Raw genomic sequence first — 17,386 nt, 5'->3', positions numbered from 1 at the left:
CCGCGAAGCTGGGAATGTTTGCGCTGCTGGCTTGCTGCGAAGAGCATCCCTCCCCAGCCCTCCCCTGCGCTGCGCGCAAGGGAGGGGGTTGAGCTGGCTTCGCTTGGTTCTTCCGCTTACTTGTTTGCGCTTGCTTGCTGCGTTAGCACAGCATCGTTACGGAATGGCGAAGGCTGTATGCCTTCCATCGAACGTGATGCATTGCTGCCAGCATTCGCATCCTCTCGGTTATGCTACGGCACCATTCCGGCAAGGACGTACCGTGACCATTGGCGAATACACGCAGGTTTATCGTGGCAAGAAAGTCGTTGACTTCAAGATGGGTGGCTCGGCCGTAGCCGGCGATGTCGCTTACCGCTTGATGCAGGAATACGACAGCGACGAGAGCCAGGAGGAACTGCTGGCCAATTTCTTCGAGCAGGTTGATCCGAAGTCGATTGAAGTGCTGGTCATCGGCGCATGGGATGAGGCTTCCAGTGACGGCCCGCAGGGCCTGATCGATGGGCTGATTGCGCGCCGTGCCGAGCTGGGCAACCTGAAGGCGCTGTTCGTGGGCGACATGACCTACGAAGACTGCGAGATGTCGTGGATCAACCAGATCTCCTACAACCCGCTGCTGGAAGCCTTCCCGGGCCTGGAGTCGCTGCGTATCCGTGGCACCTCCGAGCTTGAGCTGCAGCCCTTCACGCATGCGTCGCTGCAGGAACTGGCGATCGAGAGCGGTGGCCTGCCGAACGAGATCGTAATCGCCATCGCCAACTCCACGCTGCCGGCCCTGCGCCATCTTGAGCTGTGGCTTGGCGATGATGGTTATGGCTTCGATGGCGATGTGGCGGTCTACCAGCGATTGTTGTTGGCGATCGGGCCGGAGCGCCTGCATTACCTGGGCCTGCGCAACGCCATGATCAGCGACGAGCTGGCGGTGTGGCTGGCCGGTGAGCCGTGGCTGGGCACGCTGCAGACGCTGGACCTGTCGCTGGGCACCATCGGCGACGTCGGCGCGCAGGCGCTGTGCGAGAGCCCGAACCTGGGCAGCCTGCAGCGCATCGACCTGAGCCACCACTACATTTCCGAGGCCTGGCAGCAGAAGCTGCAAGCGCTGCCGTGCACGGTGGTGCTGGACGATCCGGAAGAAGAAGACGACGGCGACCGCTACGTGGCGGTGTCCGAGTAAGGCGAAGATGGCCAATTGGCTGTTGATCGGCCCGCGCGGCAGCCGCCGTATCGGGTGGCTGCAGCGTGCCCTGCACGATCAGGGTGCGCCTGCCGCGCATGTGTTCGATTACGAAACCCTGCTCGCCGAGCCTGCGCGCCTGCTTGAGGCACTCGCGCAGGCGCCCGATGCCATCGTCAAACTGGAGTCACCCGGCGAAGCGCCTGCGCTGCATCAGGCCTTGGTGCTGCGTGGCTGGGAGCTGTCCGGCGCTGCTGGCGATGCGCCCTTGCCTGCCGCGCATGGTGAGCTGGTGCATCAGCAGTTCTGGTATGCCGGCTTTGCCGATGTGCTGGCGTCGCTTCCGGCGGGGCCGCGTTACCTCAATGCACCGGCCGATCTTGCCTGCATGTCGGACAAGCTCCGCTGCCAGCACCTGCTGGCCGATGCAGGCGTGGCAGTACCGCCTTTGTTTGGGGCGATCAGCGGCTACGAGGATCTGTGCACACGGCTGCGCGATGCGGCCTGCGAGCGTGTCTTCATCAAGGCCCGTTACGGTTCGTCCGGTGCTGGCGTGCTGGCTTACGCGCGCAACCGCGATGGACGCGAGGTGGCCTATGGTTCGGCGGAGCTCGTGGAACAGGACGGCCGCTGGCGGGTTTTCAATTCGCTGCGGCAGCGTCGGTACGACCGGCACGGCGATATCGCACGGTTGGTGGACCTGCTTGCCGAGCAAGGCGCCTACATCGAGCGCTGGATTCCCAAGCCCACCGTGCCGGGTAGCGATGGCCGCCGCTATGACGTGCGCGTGGTCGCACTCGATGGCCAGCCACGGCAGCGGGTGGCGCGGATGAGCGCGGGCGCGCTGACCAACCTGCACCTGGGCAATGCGCGCACGCAACTGGAAGCACTGCTGGATGCCGACGCCATCCGCCATCTGCAAGCTGCCACGGTGAAGGCCGCGGCTGCATTCCCCGCCAGCCGCATGATCGGCTTCGACCTGATCGTGCGCGGCACGCGTAGCTGGGTGCTGGAAGCCAATGGCTTCGGCGACCTGCTGCTGGACCTGCGCCATGCCGGGCGCACCACTTATGAAGACCAGGCGTTGTTGGCGCCTGCGCGTTCTGCCATCAACGAGTACGCCCATGCTTGAGACCCGCTTGCCCGACATGCACCGCATCGTCGGCAGCCATGACGTGGTGATGATCACCCTGGACGCGCTGCGCTTCGATGCGGCCCAGCGCTGCTTCGAGCGCGGCGAGCTGCCGGTGCTTGCGCCGCACCTGCCGGCCGATGGCTGGGAGCTGCGGCATACGCCGGGCAGCTTCACCTATGCGGCGCACTCGGCGTTCTTTGCCGGCTTCCTGCCCACGCCTGCGCTGCCAGGGCCGCATCCGCGCCTGTTCGCGCTGGAGTTTGAAGGCAGCGAGACCATCGTGCCGGAGACGTTCGTGTTCTCCGGCCGTGCCGATATCGTCGGCGGCTTCCGTGATCAGGGTTACCGCACCATCTGCATTGGCGGCGTTGGCTTCTTCAACCGCCGCAATGCGCTGGGCTCGCAACTGCCAGGCCTGTTCGAGGAAAGCCACTGGCAGCCCGAGCTCGGCGTGACCGCGATCGACTCCACCGAGCGCCAGGTGGCACTGGCCTGCGAGCGCCTGCAGGCAGCGGGCGAGCAGCGCTGCTTCCTCTTCATCAATGTCTCGGCCATCCACCAGCCGAACCGGCATTACCAGCCTGGCTGCGACGCGGATGGACTGGACAGCCACTGCGCCGCACTGCGCTACGTTGATGGCGAGTTGGCGGCGCTGTTCGCGGCCTTGCGCGCGCGTGGGCCGGCCTTCGTGATCATCTGTTCCGACCATGGCACCGCTTACGGTGAGGATGGCTTCCACGGCCACCGCCTCGCCCACGAGACGGTGATGAACGTCCCCTATGCGCATTTTGTGTTGAGCCCATGACCGTCCATCGTTTGTCAGAGCTGCTGCGGCTCGAGCCCTACCAGGCCTATTCCTACTCCTACCCGCACAAGTCCGCGTACCGGCCTATCACCCAGCCGCCGCTGCTTGCCGATGCCTGGGCGAGTGAACCGCGTGATGCGTTGTTCCTGTACCTGCACGTGCCGTTCTGCAGCTACCGCTGCGGCTTCTGCAATCTGTTCGCAATGGCGCGGCCAGCGCCGGCACAGGTGGAAGCCTATCTGGCGCAGATGGAGAAGCAGTTGCGGGTGACAGCCGAAGCTCTGGGTGAACACCGCTTCGTGCGCTTCGCGCTGGGCGGCGGCACGCCTACCTATCTGGATGCGCCGCAACTGCAGCGGCTGTTCGACTTCGTGCAGCGCCACGCCAATATCGACCTGCATTCGATTCCCGCAGGCATCGAGGTATCGCCGGAAACCGTGGACGCGGCGAAGATGAAAATCTGCCGCGACGCCGGCATCGACCGCGTCAGCATGGGCATCCAGAGCTTCAGCGATGCGGAAGTGCGCTCGCTGGTGCGGCCGCAGCAACGCGCGGTGGTCGAGGAAGCCATCGCGCAGATTCGTGCAGCCGGCATTCCAACGCTCAACCTGGACCTGATCTACGGCATCGCCGGGCAGACCGTGGCCAGCTTCCTGACCTCGATCGACAGCGCCCTCGCCTTCCAGCCGGAAGAGCTTTACCTCTATCCGCTATACGTGCGCCCGCATACCGGGCTGGATCGCATCGGTGCGAAGGAAGGCGGCAAGCGCTCGTTCGTCATTCATCCCGAATCGGTGGACAACCGCCTGGCGCTATATGACGCCGGCCGCGAGCGTCTGCTGGCCGCGGGCTATGAGCAGGTATCGATGCGCATGTTCCGCGCGGCCAACGCGCCGGATTCCGGTGGGCCGGCGTACTGCTGCCAGAGCGACGGCATGGTTGGCATCGGCTGCGGCGCCCGCTCGTATACCAGCGGCCTGCACTACTCCAGCGAATACGGTGTCAGCCGCCGCTCGGTGGCGGATATTCTTGCGCATTACCTGGAACGCGATGAGGCCTCTTTCGCCCGCATCGACTACGGCGTGCGGTTGGATGAGGACGAGCGCCGTCGCCGCTTCGTCATCCAGTCACTGCTGGCGCAGCCGGGCCTGGATCTTGCGCAATACCGTGAGCGCTTCGGCACGGAGTGTTTCGACGACCTGCCGCAGCTGGATGAGCTGTTCGAGCAGGGCCTGGCCACGCGCGAGGATGCACTGGTTGCCTTGAACGACACTGGTCTTGCCCGCGCCGACACCATCGGCCCTTGGCTGATCTCCGCGGGCGTGGCCGAGCGCATGCGCGACTATCAATTGGATTGAGCCGCGCATGCATCTTTCCATCCTCTATCGCGGGCGGCTGAGCAGTTGCAACTACGACTGCCCGTACTGCCCCTTCGCCAAGACCTACGACACCCGCGCCGCCCTGCGCCGCGACGCCGAGGACCTTGCGCGCTTCGTCGACTGGGCGGAGCGGCAGACGATGGAGTTGTCGGTGCTGTTCACGCCGTGGGGCGAGGGATTGGTGCGCCGCCACTACCGCGAGGCGATGGTGCAGCTGAGCCATATGCCGCATGTCCGTCGCGTGGTGATACAGACCAACCTGTGCATCGGCACGCGCTGGCTGGATGAGGTCAATCTCGACAGCTTCGCGCTGTGGTGCACCTACCACCCGGGACAGGTAACCCGCGCCGCCTTCTTGGCCCGCTGCAATGAACTGGCGCGGCGCGGCGTGCGTTACACGGTTGGCATGGTGGCGATGCGTGAACATCTGGAAGAGATCCAATTGCTGCGCGAGGAGCTGCCAGACAACGTGCCGATGTGGATCAACGCCTACGATGAGCGCCCTGCCGGTTACTACAGCGATGCCGAGATTCAACAGCTGCAACGCGTGGACCCGCACTTCCTGTTCAACCTCGAACCCTCGGCAAGCCTCGGCGCGCCCTGCTTCACCGGCGAGAACGTGGTGTCAGTGGATGGCGACGGCAACGTCAAACGCTGCCACTTCGTCGCCGAGCCACTGGGCAATCTTTATGACGGCAGCTTTGCGGCCCAGCTGCGTCCGCGCGGCTGCCCGAACCAGCGTTGTGATTGCTATATCGGTTATGCGCACCGCAAGGATTTGCCGTTTCAGCGGGATTATCCGGGTGGGGTTCTTGAGCGGTTTCGGGGATAACGGCAAAACCGGATCAAAACCGGCAAAACCGGGGTCAGAGTGGGGTTTCGGAACGAAACCCCACTCTGACCCCGGTTTTGCCGGTTTTGATCCGGTTTTGAACCTCGCTCCGAGTTCCGTCAGTAGAAATACTGTTCGCACGCAAGTCTCATTACTTAGATACGCGGCACTGGAAATTCCTAGACTGAATGTCGCGACGTGCTGAAAGCTCCCGCAGCGACTCATGCCGCATATTTCACTTCGAGGTGAGCCATGGCGACCGAGCCGCAGCGCTTGAACCCATCAAACTGGAACAGGGTCTCGGTGATGCGCCGAGCGCTGGTTTCCAGCCTCGCACTCGCCCTGCCGCTGTGTGCGGGCACGGCACCGGCAGCCAACAGTGCCAAGCCCAACATCGTTTTCATTCTTGCCGACAACCTCGGCTACGGCGAGCTTGGCGTATACGGCGGCGGCATTCTGCGTGGTGCGCCGACGCCGAGGATCGATGCGCTGGCAGGCCAGGGCATGCGCCTGCTGAACTTCAACGTTGAAGCACAGTGCTCACCGAGCCGATCTGCGCTGATGACCGGGCGTTTCTCGATGCGCTCCGGCACCTATGCGGTGCCGGTAGGCGGCCAAGCCGATGGTTTGACGCTGTGGGAAATAACCATTGCCGAGCTGTTGTCCGGGCAAGGCTATAAAACCGGCATGTGGGGCAAGTGGCATCTCGGCAGCGCCGAAGCACGCTTGCCGACTGGGCAAGGTTTCGATGAGTGGTATGGGATTCCGCGCACCTACGATGAAGCCATGTGGTCCGCGCAGAATGAAGCTGACGGCTTGTGGCCCTCGTTTGGCAACAGACATGGCTGGAATTCCGAGGTGGTCGCCCCGGAACCCATCTACGAAGCCCGCAAGGGTCAGAAGCCGCGTCAGGTTGGCATTTTGAATCTACAGGCGCGGCGCACAATGGAGGCCGAGATTACCGACCATGCCGTGACCTTCATCCAGAAGAACGCGCGCGAAGGCACGCCATTCTTCGCCTATGTCTCCTCGTCGATGGTACATATGCCGGTACTGCCCCACCCGGAATTCGTCGGCAAAACCGGTAATGGCGATTGGGCCGATTGTCTGGCCGAGATGGATGCTCGCACCGGCCAGATTCTCGATGCCATCCGTGATGCAGGCATCGAGGACAACACCATCGTTGTTTTCGCCAGCGACAATGGCCCAGAGGCCACCGACCCATGGCAAGGCGACAGTGGTCCGTGGCGCGGCACCTATTTCACCGCAACCGAAGCATCACTGCGTGCACCTTTCATCATCCGCTGGCCGGGCAGGATTCCGGCCGGCACGGTCAGCAACGATATCGTGCACATCGTTGATGTGTTTCCCACGCTGGCCGAAGTAGCTGGCGCAAAAGTACCCAGCGATCGCGCCATTGACGGCGTCAACCAGCTTGCGTTCTTCGAGGGCAAGCAGCCGCATTCCAACCGCGAGGGCTTTCCTGCCTATGTCGCCGACCGGTTGTCGGCAGTGAAGTGGCATGACTGGAAGATGCATTTCATCTGGCAGGAAAACATGTATGACCCACCGGTCACCTTGGCGGAGCCCAAGATCATCAATCTGCTTACCGACCTTAAAGAAGAGCGCGATGTCGGGGTCAAGGTGTCCTGGCTCGCCACGCCGATGATGAAGGTGGTGTACGACTGGGAAGCCAGCCTCAAGAGATATCCCCCAATCAAAATGGGCACGCCTGATCCGTATACTCCGGCTGCTTCGAAGCGCTGAGGCCTTCAGGGAACCGGGGCAAAACCGGGGTCAGAGTGGGGTTTCGGAACGAAACCCCACTCTGACCCCGGTTTTGCCGGTTTTGACCAACCATCAGGGCCGCAACAACACCTTGCCCTTGCGTCCGGGCAACAAGCTCGCCGTCACCGCTTCGGCAACATCACCCAACCCGTAGATCGCCTGCACCGGCAGTTCCAGTTCGCCACTCAGCACGCGCTGCAGCAGCTCGCCTACCAGTCGACGCTTGTTCTCAACCGACATCTGCTGGCTGACCTTGCTGCCCCAGAAACCCTTCACCGTGGCCTGCTTGAAGATCAGGTCGCCTGAGGGAATCTGCATGGCTTCGCCGGCCATGGTGCCGAACGAAACCAGCGTGCCGTTTTCGCCTAGCAGTGACACCAGATCCGCGCTGGCCTGACCGCCGATGGAATCGACTGCCGCGTGTGCCAGTGTGTCGCCAAGCAACGCCTGTGCGCGCGCCTTCCAATCCGGCTGGGTGGTGGACAGCACGTTGTCGATGCCCAGTGCCTTGAGTTCGTCGACACCCGCATCGCGACGTACGAGCCCGAGCACGTGCACGCCGCGTGCGGCGGCCAGCATGGCCAGGGTCTTGCCGACGGCGCCGTTGGCGGTGTTCTGCACGATCCATTGGCCAGGCTCAGCCTGCAGGAATTCCAGCAGCATCAGCGCGCTCAGCGGCATGGCGATCAGCTGTGCTGCGGCTTCATCGACGATGCCGTCCGGTACCGGGATGACCATGCGTGCGGGTGCGATGAAGTATTCGGCCCAGGTGCCGTGCACCGAGGCGGCCATGACGCGCTGGCCGATGGTGATGCCTTCGACACCCTCGCCCAGTGCCTCAACGATGCCTACTGCTTCGCTGCCGCCGATGGCTGGCAAGGTGGGCTTGTAGCCGTACTTGCCGCGCACGGTCCACAGGTCGTGGTTATGGATGGATGCGAGCAGGGTTTTGATCCTGACTTCGCCGGGGCCGGGCTGCGGGATGGGGCTGTCGCCCAAGGCCAGTACTTCGGCTGGCTCACCGAAGGTGGTGTGGATGGCGCTGCGCATAGTTGTCTCCTGTTGCGGGTCAAAACCGGGGTCAGAGTGGGGTTTCGGAACGAAACTCCACTCTGACCCCGGTTTTGACTTGGCTTTTGATCTCGAATCAGGCCGCAGTCACATGCAGCCGCACATCCACATTGCCGCGCGTGGCGTTGGAGTACGGGCAGATCTTGTGCGCGGCTTCGACCAGACGCTGGGCGTCGGCTTGTTCCAGGCCCTTCACTTCAACGTGCAGGTCGATATCCAGTGCGTAGCCGCCTTCGGCGGTCTGGCCGATGCCCACTTCCACCGAGGTGGCGGTGCCGGCGGGCTGCAACTGCAGCTGCTTGGCAGCGACCGGCAGGGCGTTGTCGAAACAGGCGGCGTAGCCGAGGGCGAACAGCTGCTCGGGGTTTGCGCCTGCCTTGTTGGAACCCGGCAGGGCCAGATCGAGGGCGAGGCTGCCGTCGTCCAGTGCGGTACGGCCGGCGCGACCACCGGTGGCGGTGGCGCGGGTTTTGTAGAAGATCTTCATTGCCGATTCCTTGTGGGAGTGTTTTGGGTACGTCGGTTGAAAGCAGATGTGGAACCGTTTGTTGACTGCTTGTTTCCCGGGTGCGCTTCGCTTACCCGGGCTACGGGGTTATGGCGCTCAGGCCAGTTGTGCGAGCAAGGCTTTGGCCACGGCTTCGGAGCTAGCCGGGTTCTGGCCGGTGACGAGGTGGCCGTCGTTGAGCACGTAAGGCGCCCAATCCGGGCCCTTGCTGTAGTTGCCGCCGAGGCGGGTGAACTCGTCCTCGATCAGGAAGGGCACCACCGCGCTCAGGCCGATGGCGTCTTCTTCGCTGTTGGAAAAACCGGTGACCTTGCGGCCGGCAACCAGCGGCTTGCCGTCGGCAGCGCGTGCGGCGATCAGCGCGCCAGGGGCATGGCAGACCAGCCCCAGCGGCTTGTTGGCGCGATCAAAGGTTTCGATCAGGGCAATGGAGTCGGCATCGCGGGCCAGATCCCACAGCGGACCGTGGCCGCCAGGGTAGAACACCGCGTCGAACTGGGCGGCGTCGATCTGCTTCAGCGGCAGCGTGGTGGCCAGCTGCTTCTGTGCATCGCGGTCGCTGCGGAAACGGTCGGTGGCCGGAGTCTGTGCATCGGGCTCATCGCTGCGCGGGTCCAGCGGCGGTTGTCCGCCAGCCGGCGATGCGAGGGTGATGTTGGCGCCGGCATCCTTGAACACGTAGTACGGGGCGGCGAATTCCTCCAGCCAGAAGCCGGTCTTGTGCCCGGTGTCGCCGAGCTGGTCGTGCGAGGTCAGTACGAACAGAACATTCATGGCTTTGCCTTCAATTGGTGGGGGTGGAAAGTGCGACGGTGTTGCCGCACAACAGCAGGTGTTCGGTGGCTTCGCGGGCCTGCAGCAGCGGCAGACGGTCCTGGCTGAGCTTGGACAGCAGGGCCGCACCCAGCCACATCTGGTACAGCACGCGGGCGACATCCAGTGCGGGCTTGCCGTTCGGCAGCGAGCCGTCGGCGCGGCCTTCTTCGACCAGTGCGGCGATGCGTTGCAGCAGACGCTGCACGCCCTTGTCGAGCACGCGACGCATGTCCTCGGAAAGGTCGGACACCTCGGCGGCCAGCTTCACCACCAGGCACTCTTCGGCCCAACCCTGCGCCGGATCGGCCGGGTCACGCGCCCAGGCGTCCCAGTAGCGCATCAACCGCTCGCGACCGTTGCCGGGTTCGGCCAGCAGCTGCTCGAGCTTGCACCCGTAGCCGTCTACGTACTGTTGCAGCAGCTCGCAGCCGAACACTTCCTTTGACGCGAAGTAGTGATAGAACGAGCCCTTGGGCACGGCGCAGGCCTTGAGGATTTCCTGCAGGCCGAGGGCGGCAAAGCCCTTCTGCAGGACGAGCCGGTAGCCGGTGTCCAGGATGTGCTGGCGGGTGGCTTGGGCTTTTGGGGAGAGGTTCATGGGGTGGAGCTTACTTCGAATAGACCGGTCGTCTATTAATGGGTGATTACTGGGAGGCGGGGAACGCCAGCCGTCCCTTCTCCCGCTGACGGGGTTAAGAACAGGCGTTTACGGGCCGTAGGCACGTGACTGTTCGTACGCCCCGCGTGCTACGCGGGGCCGGGGCGCGGAGCGAGGTGCCCCGAAGGGGCGGATGAGGGGAGCTTTGGCTTCATCGCTCAAAGCCAGTTGCGGATGGTTTCCTGGGAATCCAAGATTGCTGCTTCGCTCTGCCCTCACCCCAACCCCTCTCCCGCGGGCGGGAGAGGGGCTCTGGTCGTCTTGGGTCTTGGGGAAGGCCCAACTTCGCTCATTTCCCCGCAAGTTCCGCGCATCGCGCAGGCGGACTACTCTTGGCCAGGCTGCTGCGGGTGTCTCCAAGATTTACCAAGACAGCCGTGAAGCACCGCACCACGGGCTGCCCCAGCAAAGCCCCAAATTTCAAACAAACGATTAAAACACTGCTAATTTCGCCGAACTGGACAGCATTCCCCGCTTCCCTCACACTGCCGCCCTTCCCCGCCGACCCTTGGCACATGGCAAAACTGCTGGTCCTTCACGGCCCCAACCTCAACCTGCTGGGCACACGCGAGCCCGACGTCTACGGCCACACCACCTTGGCCCAGATCGACGCTGCGCTCGCTGCACAGGCACAGGCGCAGGGGCACCAGAGCGAACACCTGCAGTCCAACGCCGAGCATGTGCTGGTGGACCGGGTGCAGGCTGCGCGTGCCGATGGAACCGCTTTCATCCTGATCAACCCCGCGGCCTTCACTCATACCTCGGTGGCCCTGCGCGATGCGCTGGCCGGGGTGGCAATTCCGTTCATCGAGATCCACCTGTCCAACCCGCATGCGCGCGAGCCCTTCCGCCAGCACAGCTACCTGAGCGACAAAGCTATCGGCGTGATCTGCGGCTTCGGCGCCGACAGCTACCGCTATGCGATGGACGCTGCCCTGGCGCGCGTGGGAGCGGCTGCGTGAACACGCTACCGCGCTTGCTGTCGGCTATGGCCATGGCGTGCCTGCCGCTGGCCGCTGCCCATGCGCAGAACTTGGATCGTGCTGCCGAAGGCATCGACTGTGCGAACGTCACCAGCACGATGGAGAGCGACCTGTGCGCCTCCGATCGCGCCACCGACGCTGATACGGTCTTGAACACCACGTACAAGCTCGCCCGCCGCCAACTACAGCAGCAGGCCGCCGATGGCAGCTGCACGCATTGCGGCGCTGCCGAGCAGCAATTGATTGAGGCGCAACGCGCCTGGATCCAGTTGCGCGACAAGGACTGCGACGCGGTCTACGCCTTCAATGCCGACGGTACATCGCGCAATGGTGCGCAGATGCACTGTCTTACCACCCACGCGCAGGACCGTACCCGGCAGCTGCGCGATTTCTACGAACTTTGACCCGGGCGCACCGCGCCTTCTCCTTACTGACTTACTGCAACCAAAGAGGCCCTCATGGATCTGCGCAAAATCAAGAAGCTCATCGACCTGCTGGAAGAGTCGAACCTGGCTGAAATCGAGATCAAGGAAGGCGAAGAGTCCGTGCGCCTGTCGCGCAACCCGGTCGGCGGTTTCGTCGCTGCGCCGGCGCCGGTGTATGCCGCAGCTCCGGCTGCTGCCGCTGCCCCGGCCATGCCGATGAGCGGCCCGACCGAAGCCTCCACCGGCGGCACCGCCAAGCCGGGCAATGCCCTGCCGGAAGGCCACGTGCAGCGCGCGCCGATGGTCGGCACCTTCTACGCCTCGTCCTCGCCGGACAAGCCGGCCTTCGTCAGCGTTGGCCAGACCGTCAAGGCCGGCGAGACCCTGGCCATCATCGAAGCGATGAAGATGTTCAACCCGATCGAAGCCGAAGTCTCCGGCACCGTGGTCGCCATCCTCGGCGAAAACGGCAGCCCGGTTGAATTCGATCAGCCGCTGTTCGTGATTGCCTGAGGCGCCGGCCATGCTGGATAAAGTCGTCATCGCCAACCGAGGTGAAATCGCGCTGCGCATCCTGCGCGCGTGCCACTCCCTCGGCATCCGCACGGTCGCGGTGCATTCCACCGTTGACCGCAATCTCAAGCACGTGGCCATGGCCGACGAGTCGGTCTGTATTGGCCCGGCACCTTCGTCGGAAAGCTACCTCAACATCCCGGCACTGATCGCCGCGGCCGAGGTCACCGACGCCCAAGCCATCCACCCGGGTTACGGCTTCCTCTCCGAGAACGCCGACTTCGCCGAGCGCGTTGAGCAGTCCGGTTTCATCTTCATCGGTCCGCGTGCGGAAACCATTCGCCTGATGGGCGACAAGGTTGAAGCCATCCGCGCGATGAAGGCCGCCGGCGTGCCGTGCGTGCCCGGTTCGGGCGGCCCGCTGGGCGAAGACATCGTCACCAACACCAAGATCGCCCGTGAGATCGGCTACCCGGTCATCATCAAGGCCTCCGGTGGCGGTGGCGGCCGCGGCATGCGCGTCGTGCATGCCGAAGGCGCGTTGAAGGCCTCCATCGAGACCACCAAGTCCGAAGCCAAGGCGGCATTCGGTAACGGTGAGGTCTACATGGAGAAGTACCTGGAAAATCCGCGTCACGTGGAAATCCAGGTGCTGGCCGATGGCCAGGGCAACGCCATCCACCTGGGTGAGCGCGACTGCTCGATGCAGCGTCGCCACCAGAAGGTGGTGGAAGAAGCACCGGCACCGGGCATCACTGCCGAACTGCGTGAGCAGATCGGCAAGGTCTGCGTGGAAGCCTGTATCCGCATCGGCTACCGCGGCGCCGGCACCTTCGAATTCCTGTTCGAAGACGGCAAGTTCTACTTCATCGAAATGAACACCCGCGTGCAGGTGGAACATCCGGTGACCGAGATGGTGACCGGCATCGACCTGGTTGCCGAGCAGCTGCGCATCGCCTCCGGCCAGAAGCTGAGCATCAAGCAGAGCGACGTGGTGCTGCACGGCCACGCGATCGAATGCCGCATCAACGCCGAGGACGCGGAAACCTTCATTCCCAGCCCCGGCCTGATCACCGGCTTCTATCCGCCGGGTGGCCCGGGTGTGCGCGTTGATACGCACATCTACGCTGGCTACAAGGTGCCGCCGAACTATGACTCGATGATCGGCAAGCTGATCGTGCACGGCCCGGACCGCGAGACCGCCATTGCCCGCATGCGGGTGGCGCTGAGCGAGATGGTGGTGGACGGCATCAAGACCAACGTCGCGTTGCAGCAGCGCATCATGCGCGACCAGGGCTTCCAGGCCGGTGGGCAGAACATCCACTACTTGGAAAAGCGTCTGGCCGAGCGCAAGACCCGTTCGATCGCGTTGACCTGATTGAGGGTGGCACCGGTAGTGCCGAGCCATGCTCGGCAGAGGCTTTACCGGTAAAGCCCCAGCCCTCACCCCAACCCCTCTCCCGTACACGGGAGAGGGGCTCGCAGTACCGAGCATGGCTCGGCACTGCAGAAGCAAACGCGCACAAAAAAGGCGGGAATCCCCGCCTTTTTTGTGTCTGGTGAAAACGCCGATTTACTCGGCGCCCACCGCACTGCCCTTGAGCGGCTCGGTGCCCAGCGGCGAACTCGGATCAACCACCGTCACCGTTTCCACCGAACCATCCGGCCAGACGATCTGGAAGCTGCTGCCCGGCTGCAAGGTGTTGAACGGCATGCCACTCTGCGCGCGGTACACCGCTGCCGCCTGGGTGGCACCCGCACGGCGCAGGTCTTCGTCGGATTTGACAGTGGTCAGCTTGATCTTGGACAGCGCCCGGTAGCGATCTTCATAGGTATCGATCAGCACCACGCCGACCGCGCCCGCCGAATAGGCCACAAACAACACGACCCAGACCCAGAACTTTGCCCCATGCAGGAAGCGTTTGTAATTCATCGCACACCTCGGCGCGCATCGCGCAAGCTGTTGACCATCTCGTTCATTTTTTCCATACCCTGGCGCGGTACCGCTGCGTCGTAAACGAAAGACTGAAAATCCTGTTGGGGATCGCGCGAGCAGATCCCACCATTGGCGCAATACGCCACCATCAATGCACTGCCCGGTCCGCATGCCAGGCCCAGCTGGCACGCTGCAACCTGCCACGCCAACTGGCTGAACTGGCTGCCGGCAACCATGCCCCGGTAGGCGTCGTCACCGGCCGCTGCGGTACCCATCGCGCCGGAGATCGCCAGGAAGGCTTCCGGGTCCTGCGAGGACTGCACGCGCTCCACCAGCCCGCGGCGGTATTCGGGCGTGTCACTCAGGGGCTCGCCCATCGAGAGAAGCGCTGCCTCGGCCGCCAGATTGCCACCTTTGGCCGAAGCCAGGCGCTGCTGCAACAGGCGCGCGCGGCCCAATCCATCGGCGGCAGTGAAACCGGCGCAGCCCTGGCGCACCTTGCCGCGCGCGGTGAGCATCGCCGAGATCGCACCCAGGTCCATGCGCTGCAATGCGGCGCTGTCCAGCGCGTAGCCGGATGGATCCATCGCGAATACGCCGCAATAGTCGTAGATGCGACTGGCCATCCAGCCGGCCTCGGCATTGCCTGCGTCGGCGGCGGCCTGCAGCTGGTGGGCATAGGCAAACAGGTCTGTGCCGTTCTCGAAGGCGGCGCGCAGGTCCAGCGGCAAACCCGCCGCAACCGCGGTGGATTGCACGGGCTCCGTTGCCACCACAGGGGCAGCCAGCAGCTGCGCACCTAGCTCGGCAGGGCCGGTATTGCTTGCCGCAGCCACCTCCGCCGTATCGCCATGCAGCAGGTTGCCACTACGAGCGCCCAGCGCAGCCATCAGCACTGCCGCAGGCAGCACCAACAGATACCAGGGTTTTCTGGCCAGCAAGGAGAGCATGGGAAGGCGTCAGCCGGTTACAGGGTTGTAGGTCGGGAATTCTATCAAGACCCAGAGCCGGCTCGGCTGAACCAGCCAGCTGAACGCGCAATCGGCGCCCGCCTCGTCTAGGATGCGTGCCCTGTCCCGCCGTTGCCGTACGCCGCCATGCCCTTCCTTGAACTGACCCTGCGCTGCACCGAAGCCACCCAGCCCCGTTACGAGAACGCCCTCGACGACGTCGGCGCGCTGGCGGTGACCATGCTCGACGCCGACGCTGACACCAGCAACGAGCGCGCGATCCTGGAGCCGGGCGTGGGTGAAACCCCGCTGTGGAACGAGCTGACCCTGAGCGCGCTCTTCCCCGCCGATACCAATGCGCTGGCCTTGCTGGCCGCGCTGGAGTCCTTCGACCCGGGTCTGGAATGGACCACCGCCAGCTTCCGCGCGGTGCAGGACGAAGACTGGGAACGCGCCTGGCTGGACCAGTTCCAGCCGATGCAGTTCGGCCAGCGCACCTGGATCGTGCCGTGGAACCATGAGCTGCCGGAAGCCGCGCAGGCGGCCGATGCCGCCATCGTGCGGCTGGACCCGGGCCTGGCCTTCGGCTCGGGCACCCACCCGACCACCGCACTGTGCCTGCGCTGGCTGGACCAGCTCTCGGCCGAGGGCAAGCTGGACGGCAATACCGTGCTCGATTTCGGCTGCGGCTCGGGCATCCTCGCGCTGGCCGCGCTGAAGCTGGGTGCCGCCAATGCCGTGGGCGTGGACAACGACCCGCAGGCACTGATCGCCACCCACGACAATGGCGAACGCAACGGCGTGCATATCGCCGCCTACCTGCCGGAAGACGAGCCGGTTGCCACCTACCCGGTGGTGGTCGCCAACATCCTGGCCTCGGCGCTGGACGCCCTGGCCGAACTGCTGGCTGCGCGCGTCGCCGCAGGCGGGCAGATTGCCCTGTCCGGCATCCTGCACGGTCAGGAAGACGAGCTGCTGGAACGCTACGCCGCCTGGTTCGACCAGCTTGAAGCCACCCAGGATGGCGATTGGATGCGCATCACCGGCGTGCGCCGTGCTTGAATGGGGCCAGTGCCTCAGCCAGCCCAGCCATGACTGACGAAACAGCGCCGACCCAGCCTTCCCTGGCCACCTTCCTGCAAGGTCCGGCCAAGCCGAGTACGCCCAAGCAAGGCACGCCGGAAGGTGCGCCTGCTGCGGCGGCGAGCGATGACACGCAGGCGACGCTGGCGCTTGATCTGCCGTCGCAGGCGGATCAGGCCGAACCGGTGCAGGCTGATGTCGAGCGTGCTGGGGTCACACAAGCCGAACTCGAACATGTCGAGGTAGAGCGGGCTGAAGTTGAACCGGCTGCAGCCGAGCACGTGGCAGCCGAGCACGCGGAAGTACCGCAGCTGGAAGCGGCGCAACCCGAGCTCGTCCTGCCGCAAGCTGCCGTCATCGGCGGCAACGCCGGCAGCGAAGACACGGAACCGACGGAAGACAGCGCATCGTCCGCTGTCCTCGCACCCAGCTTCGCGCGCGCGAACCGCGCGCATGCGGCAGCGCCGGCCGACACGCCTCGCTGGCAATGGGGACTGGTACTGGCACTGGCCCTGCTGCTTGGCCTGCAGATCATCCTGGCCGACCGCGCCAAGTTGGCCGCCGATGCCGGCACCCGGCCGCTGGTCAGCGGCCTGTGCAGCGTGCTGCGCTGCTCGTTGCCGCCGTGGCACGAACCCAGCGCCTACAGCATGCTCAGCCGCGACATCCGTCCGGTACCCGGGCAGGCAGGTGCGCTGCAGGTGCAGACCAGCTTCCGCAACGATGCGCGCTGGGCCCAGGCCTGGCCCGCGCTGCGCCTGTCGCTGTCCGATGCCGATGGCCGGGTGATCGGCCGCCGTACCCTGCAGCCGGCCGAATACCTCGGCGCTGGCGCGGATCCGTTGGCACGACTGGAGCCCGGGCAGAGTGCGCAGGTGTCATTCCGACTGCGCGAACCAGCCGCCGCCACCGTCGCCTTCAGCTTCGAATTTCAGTAACCGCTGGACAATGGCGTGGCAGGCCGACGGCCCACGCGCTAGACTCCCATCCCCACGCCGGGCCAACACGCCCGACTTTGCTGAATCCGGGAACTCTCCTTGAACGCTGCCCCCACCCGTCCTGACACCAGTCGTGGCGCTCCCAAGCCGCCGCTTCGCGAACACGTTGCCCAGTCCGTGCGGCGCTACCTGCGCGATCTGGACGGCTGTGACGCCGACGATGTGTACGAGATCGTGCTGCGCGAGATGGAAATCCCGTTGTTCGTGGAAGTGTTGAATCACTGCGAAGGCAACCAGAGCCGCGCCGCGGCATTGCTGGGCATCCACCGCGCCACCCTGCGCAAGAAGCTGAAGGAATACGGGCTGGCGTAAGCCCCGCGCTGTCTGTAGTG

At 64.5% G+C, this 17,386-nt stretch carries 19 protein-coding genes; 13 read left to right on the top strand and 6 right to left on the bottom strand.

What is annotated here, in order from left to right:
• Positions 1–262: 262 nt before the first annotated feature.
• From Q5Z11_RS03245 to Q5Z11_RS03220, 6 genes are all read left to right on the top strand, one after another.
• Complete coding sequence (locus tag Q5Z11_RS03245) at positions 263–1,174, top strand: STM4015 family protein (RefSeq protein WP_303748697.1); 912 nt, start codon at positions 263–265, stop codon at positions 1,172–1,174.
• Between the two features lie 22 nt (positions 1,175–1,196).
• A complete protein-coding gene (locus Q5Z11_RS03240; protein WP_345783911.1) occupies positions 1,197–2,306 on the top strand; it encodes an STM4014 family protein in 1,110 nt (369 codons plus the stop codon).
• The gene (locus Q5Z11_RS03235; protein WP_303748695.1) at positions 2,299–3,114 is read left to right on the top strand and encodes an STM4013/SEN3800 family hydrolase; all 816 of its coding nucleotides are present in this window, start codon (positions 2,299–2,301) and stop codon (positions 3,112–3,114) included. Before Q5Z11_RS03240 ends, Q5Z11_RS03235 begins: the two co-directional genes overlap by 8 nt.
• Positions 3,111–4,472 carry an STM4012 family radical SAM protein gene (locus Q5Z11_RS03230; RefSeq protein ID WP_303748694.1) on the top strand — a complete coding sequence of 454 codons (1,362 nt, stop codon included), beginning with the start codon at positions 3,111–3,113 and terminating at the stop codon, positions 4,470–4,472. The genes Q5Z11_RS03235 and Q5Z11_RS03230 overlap by 4 nt, the downstream gene beginning before the upstream one ends.
• A 7-nt stretch (positions 4,473–4,479) precedes the next feature.
• Complete coding sequence (locus Q5Z11_RS03225) at positions 4,480–5,325, top strand: STM4011 family radical SAM protein (protein ID WP_303748693.1); 846 nt, start codon at positions 4,480–4,482, stop codon at positions 5,323–5,325.
• A gap of 306 nt (positions 5,326–5,631) precedes the next feature.
• Positions 5,632–7,092, top strand: a complete 1,461-nt coding sequence (locus tag Q5Z11_RS03220) for an arylsulfatase (RefSeq protein WP_303748692.1) — start codon at positions 5,632–5,634, stop codon at positions 7,090–7,092.
• Positions 7,093–7,185: 93 nt separating this feature from the next.
• Here Q5Z11_RS03220 and Q5Z11_RS03215 read toward each other — a convergent pair whose 3' ends face one another.
• The 4 genes from Q5Z11_RS03215 to Q5Z11_RS03200 form a co-directional block, all read right to left on the bottom strand.
• Entirely contained in the window at positions 7,186–8,163 is a 978-nt protein-coding gene (locus Q5Z11_RS03215) for a zinc-binding dehydrogenase (protein ID WP_303748691.1), read from the bottom strand.
• 97 nt (positions 8,164–8,260) lie between these two features.
• Positions 8,261–8,671 (bottom strand): organic hydroperoxide resistance protein, encoded by a 411-nt coding sequence (locus Q5Z11_RS03210; RefSeq protein ID WP_282272824.1) that lies wholly within the window; start codon positions 8,669–8,671, stop codon positions 8,261–8,263.
• A 117-nt stretch (positions 8,672–8,788) separates the two neighbouring features.
• A complete protein-coding gene (locus tag Q5Z11_RS03205; protein WP_303748690.1) occupies positions 8,789–9,466 on the bottom strand; it encodes a type 1 glutamine amidotransferase domain-containing protein in 678 nt (225 codons plus the stop codon).
• Positions 9,467–9,476: 10 nt separating this feature from the next.
• Positions 9,477–10,106 (bottom strand): TetR/AcrR family transcriptional regulator, encoded by a 630-nt coding sequence (locus tag Q5Z11_RS03200; RefSeq protein ID WP_303748689.1) that lies wholly within the window; start codon positions 10,104–10,106, stop codon positions 9,477–9,479.
• 575 nt (positions 10,107–10,681) lie between these two features.
• Between Q5Z11_RS03200 and aroQ the strand changes: the two genes are divergently transcribed.
• Genes aroQ through accC form a run of 4 tightly spaced genes read left to right on the top strand, consistent with a single transcriptional unit; the run spans position 10,682 to position 13,465 of the window.
• Positions 10,682–11,128 carry a type II 3-dehydroquinate dehydratase gene (gene aroQ, locus Q5Z11_RS03195; RefSeq protein ID WP_303748688.1) on the top strand — a complete coding sequence of 149 codons (447 nt, stop codon included), beginning with the start codon at positions 10,682–10,684 and terminating at the stop codon, positions 11,126–11,128.
• Positions 11,125–11,553 carry a lysozyme inhibitor LprI family protein gene (locus Q5Z11_RS03190; RefSeq protein WP_303748687.1) on the top strand — a complete coding sequence of 143 codons (429 nt, stop codon included), beginning with the start codon at positions 11,125–11,127 and terminating at the stop codon, positions 11,551–11,553. The genes aroQ and Q5Z11_RS03190 overlap by 4 nt, the downstream gene beginning before the upstream one ends.
• A gap of 54 nt (positions 11,554–11,607) precedes the next feature.
• On the top strand, positions 11,608–12,087 hold the full coding sequence (accB, locus tag Q5Z11_RS03185; protein ID WP_303748686.1) for an acetyl-CoA carboxylase biotin carboxyl carrier protein: 480 nt from the start codon (positions 11,608–11,610) through the stop codon (positions 12,085–12,087).
• Between the two features lie 10 nt (positions 12,088–12,097).
• The gene (accC, locus tag Q5Z11_RS03180; protein WP_303748685.1) at positions 12,098–13,465 is read left to right on the top strand and encodes an acetyl-CoA carboxylase biotin carboxylase subunit; all 1,368 of its coding nucleotides are present in this window, start codon (positions 12,098–12,100) and stop codon (positions 13,463–13,465) included.
• A 195-nt stretch (positions 13,466–13,660) separates the two neighbouring features.
• Here the strand turns inward: accC and Q5Z11_RS03175 are convergent, their stop codons facing one another.
• Positions 13,661–14,020 carry a hypothetical protein gene (locus tag Q5Z11_RS03175; RefSeq protein ID WP_303748684.1) on the bottom strand — a complete coding sequence of 120 codons (360 nt, stop codon included), beginning with the start codon at positions 14,018–14,020 and terminating at the stop codon, positions 13,661–13,663.
• Entirely contained in the window at positions 14,017–14,973 is a 957-nt protein-coding gene (locus Q5Z11_RS03170; RefSeq protein WP_303748683.1) for a hypothetical protein, read from the bottom strand. Before Q5Z11_RS03170 ends, Q5Z11_RS03175 begins: the two co-directional genes overlap by 4 nt.
• A gap of 147 nt (positions 14,974–15,120) precedes the next feature.
• On the opposite strand from Q5Z11_RS03170, the gene prmA reads away from it, so the two are divergent.
• The 3 genes from prmA to fis all read left to right on the top strand — a co-directional run bounded on the left by prmA (position 15,121) and on the right by fis (position 17,366).
• On the top strand, positions 15,121–16,035 hold the full coding sequence (gene prmA / locus Q5Z11_RS03165; protein WP_303748682.1) for a 50S ribosomal protein L11 methyltransferase: 915 nt from the start codon (positions 15,121–15,123) through the stop codon (positions 16,033–16,035).
• A 29-nt stretch (positions 16,036–16,064) separates the two neighbouring features.
• Positions 16,065–16,994 (top strand): DUF3426 domain-containing protein, encoded by a 930-nt coding sequence (locus Q5Z11_RS20685; protein ID WP_345783903.1) that lies wholly within the window; start codon positions 16,065–16,067, stop codon positions 16,992–16,994.
• Positions 16,995–17,093: 99 nt separating this feature from the next.
• A complete protein-coding gene (gene fis / locus Q5Z11_RS03155) occupies positions 17,094–17,366 on the top strand; it encodes a DNA-binding transcriptional regulator Fis (protein WP_057626401.1) in 273 nt (90 codons plus the stop codon).
• The last annotated feature ends 20 nt before the right edge of the window (positions 17,367–17,386 follow it).

This window comes from Stenotrophomonas sp. 610A2 (assembly GCF_030549615.1).
GTDB classification, from domain to species: domain Bacteria; phylum Pseudomonadota; class Gammaproteobacteria; order Xanthomonadales; family Xanthomonadaceae; genus Stenotrophomonas; species Stenotrophomonas pigmentata.
The sequence above is the reverse complement of the archived record's forward strand: the minus strand, read 5'-3'. Positions and strand labels throughout refer to the sequence as shown.

Coding starts and splice junctions, on each gene's coding strand:
- accC (WP_303748685.1), top strand. CDS start 12,098: ATGCTGGATAAAGTCGTCATCGCCAACCGAGGTGAAATCGCGCTGCGC.
- Q5Z11_RS03175 (WP_303748684.1), bottom strand. CDS start 14,020: ATGAATTACAAACGCTTCCTGCATGGGGCAAAGTTCTGGGTCTGGGTC.
- aroQ (WP_303748688.1), top strand. CDS start 10,682: ATGGCAAAACTGCTGGTCCTTCACGGCCCCAACCTCAACCTGCTGGGC.
- Q5Z11_RS03225 (WP_303748693.1), top strand. CDS start 4,480: ATGCATCTTTCCATCCTCTATCGCGGGCGGCTGAGCAGTTGCAACTAC.
- Q5Z11_RS03215 (WP_303748691.1), bottom strand. CDS start 8,163: ATGCGCAGCGCCATCCACACCACCTTCGGTGAGCCAGCCGAAGTACTG.
- Q5Z11_RS03200 (WP_303748689.1), bottom strand. CDS start 10,106: ATGAACCTCTCCCCAAAAGCCCAAGCCACCCGCCAGCACATCCTGGAC.
- prmA (WP_303748682.1), top strand. CDS start 15,121: ATGCCCTTCCTTGAACTGACCCTGCGCTGCACCGAAGCCACCCAGCCC.
- Q5Z11_RS03210 (WP_282272824.1), bottom strand. CDS start 8,671: ATGAAGATCTTCTACAAAACCCGCGCCACCGCCACCGGTGGTCGCGCC.
- Q5Z11_RS03230 (WP_303748694.1), top strand. CDS start 3,111: ATGACCGTCCATCGTTTGTCAGAGCTGCTGCGGCTCGAGCCCTACCAG.
- Q5Z11_RS03170 (WP_303748683.1), bottom strand. CDS start 14,973: ATGCTCTCCTTGCTGGCCAGAAAACCCTGGTATCTGTTGGTGCTGCCT.
- Q5Z11_RS20685 (WP_345783903.1), top strand. CDS start 16,065: ATGACTGACGAAACAGCGCCGACCCAGCCTTCCCTGGCCACCTTCCTG.
- Q5Z11_RS03235 (WP_303748695.1), top strand. CDS start 2,299: ATGCTTGAGACCCGCTTGCCCGACATGCACCGCATCGTCGGCAGCCAT.
- accB (WP_303748686.1), top strand. CDS start 11,608: ATGGATCTGCGCAAAATCAAGAAGCTCATCGACCTGCTGGAAGAGTCG.
- Q5Z11_RS03220 (WP_303748692.1), top strand. CDS start 5,632: ATGCGCCGAGCGCTGGTTTCCAGCCTCGCACTCGCCCTGCCGCTGTGT.
- Q5Z11_RS03205 (WP_303748690.1), bottom strand. CDS start 9,466: ATGAATGTTCTGTTCGTACTGACCTCGCACGACCAGCTCGGCGACACC.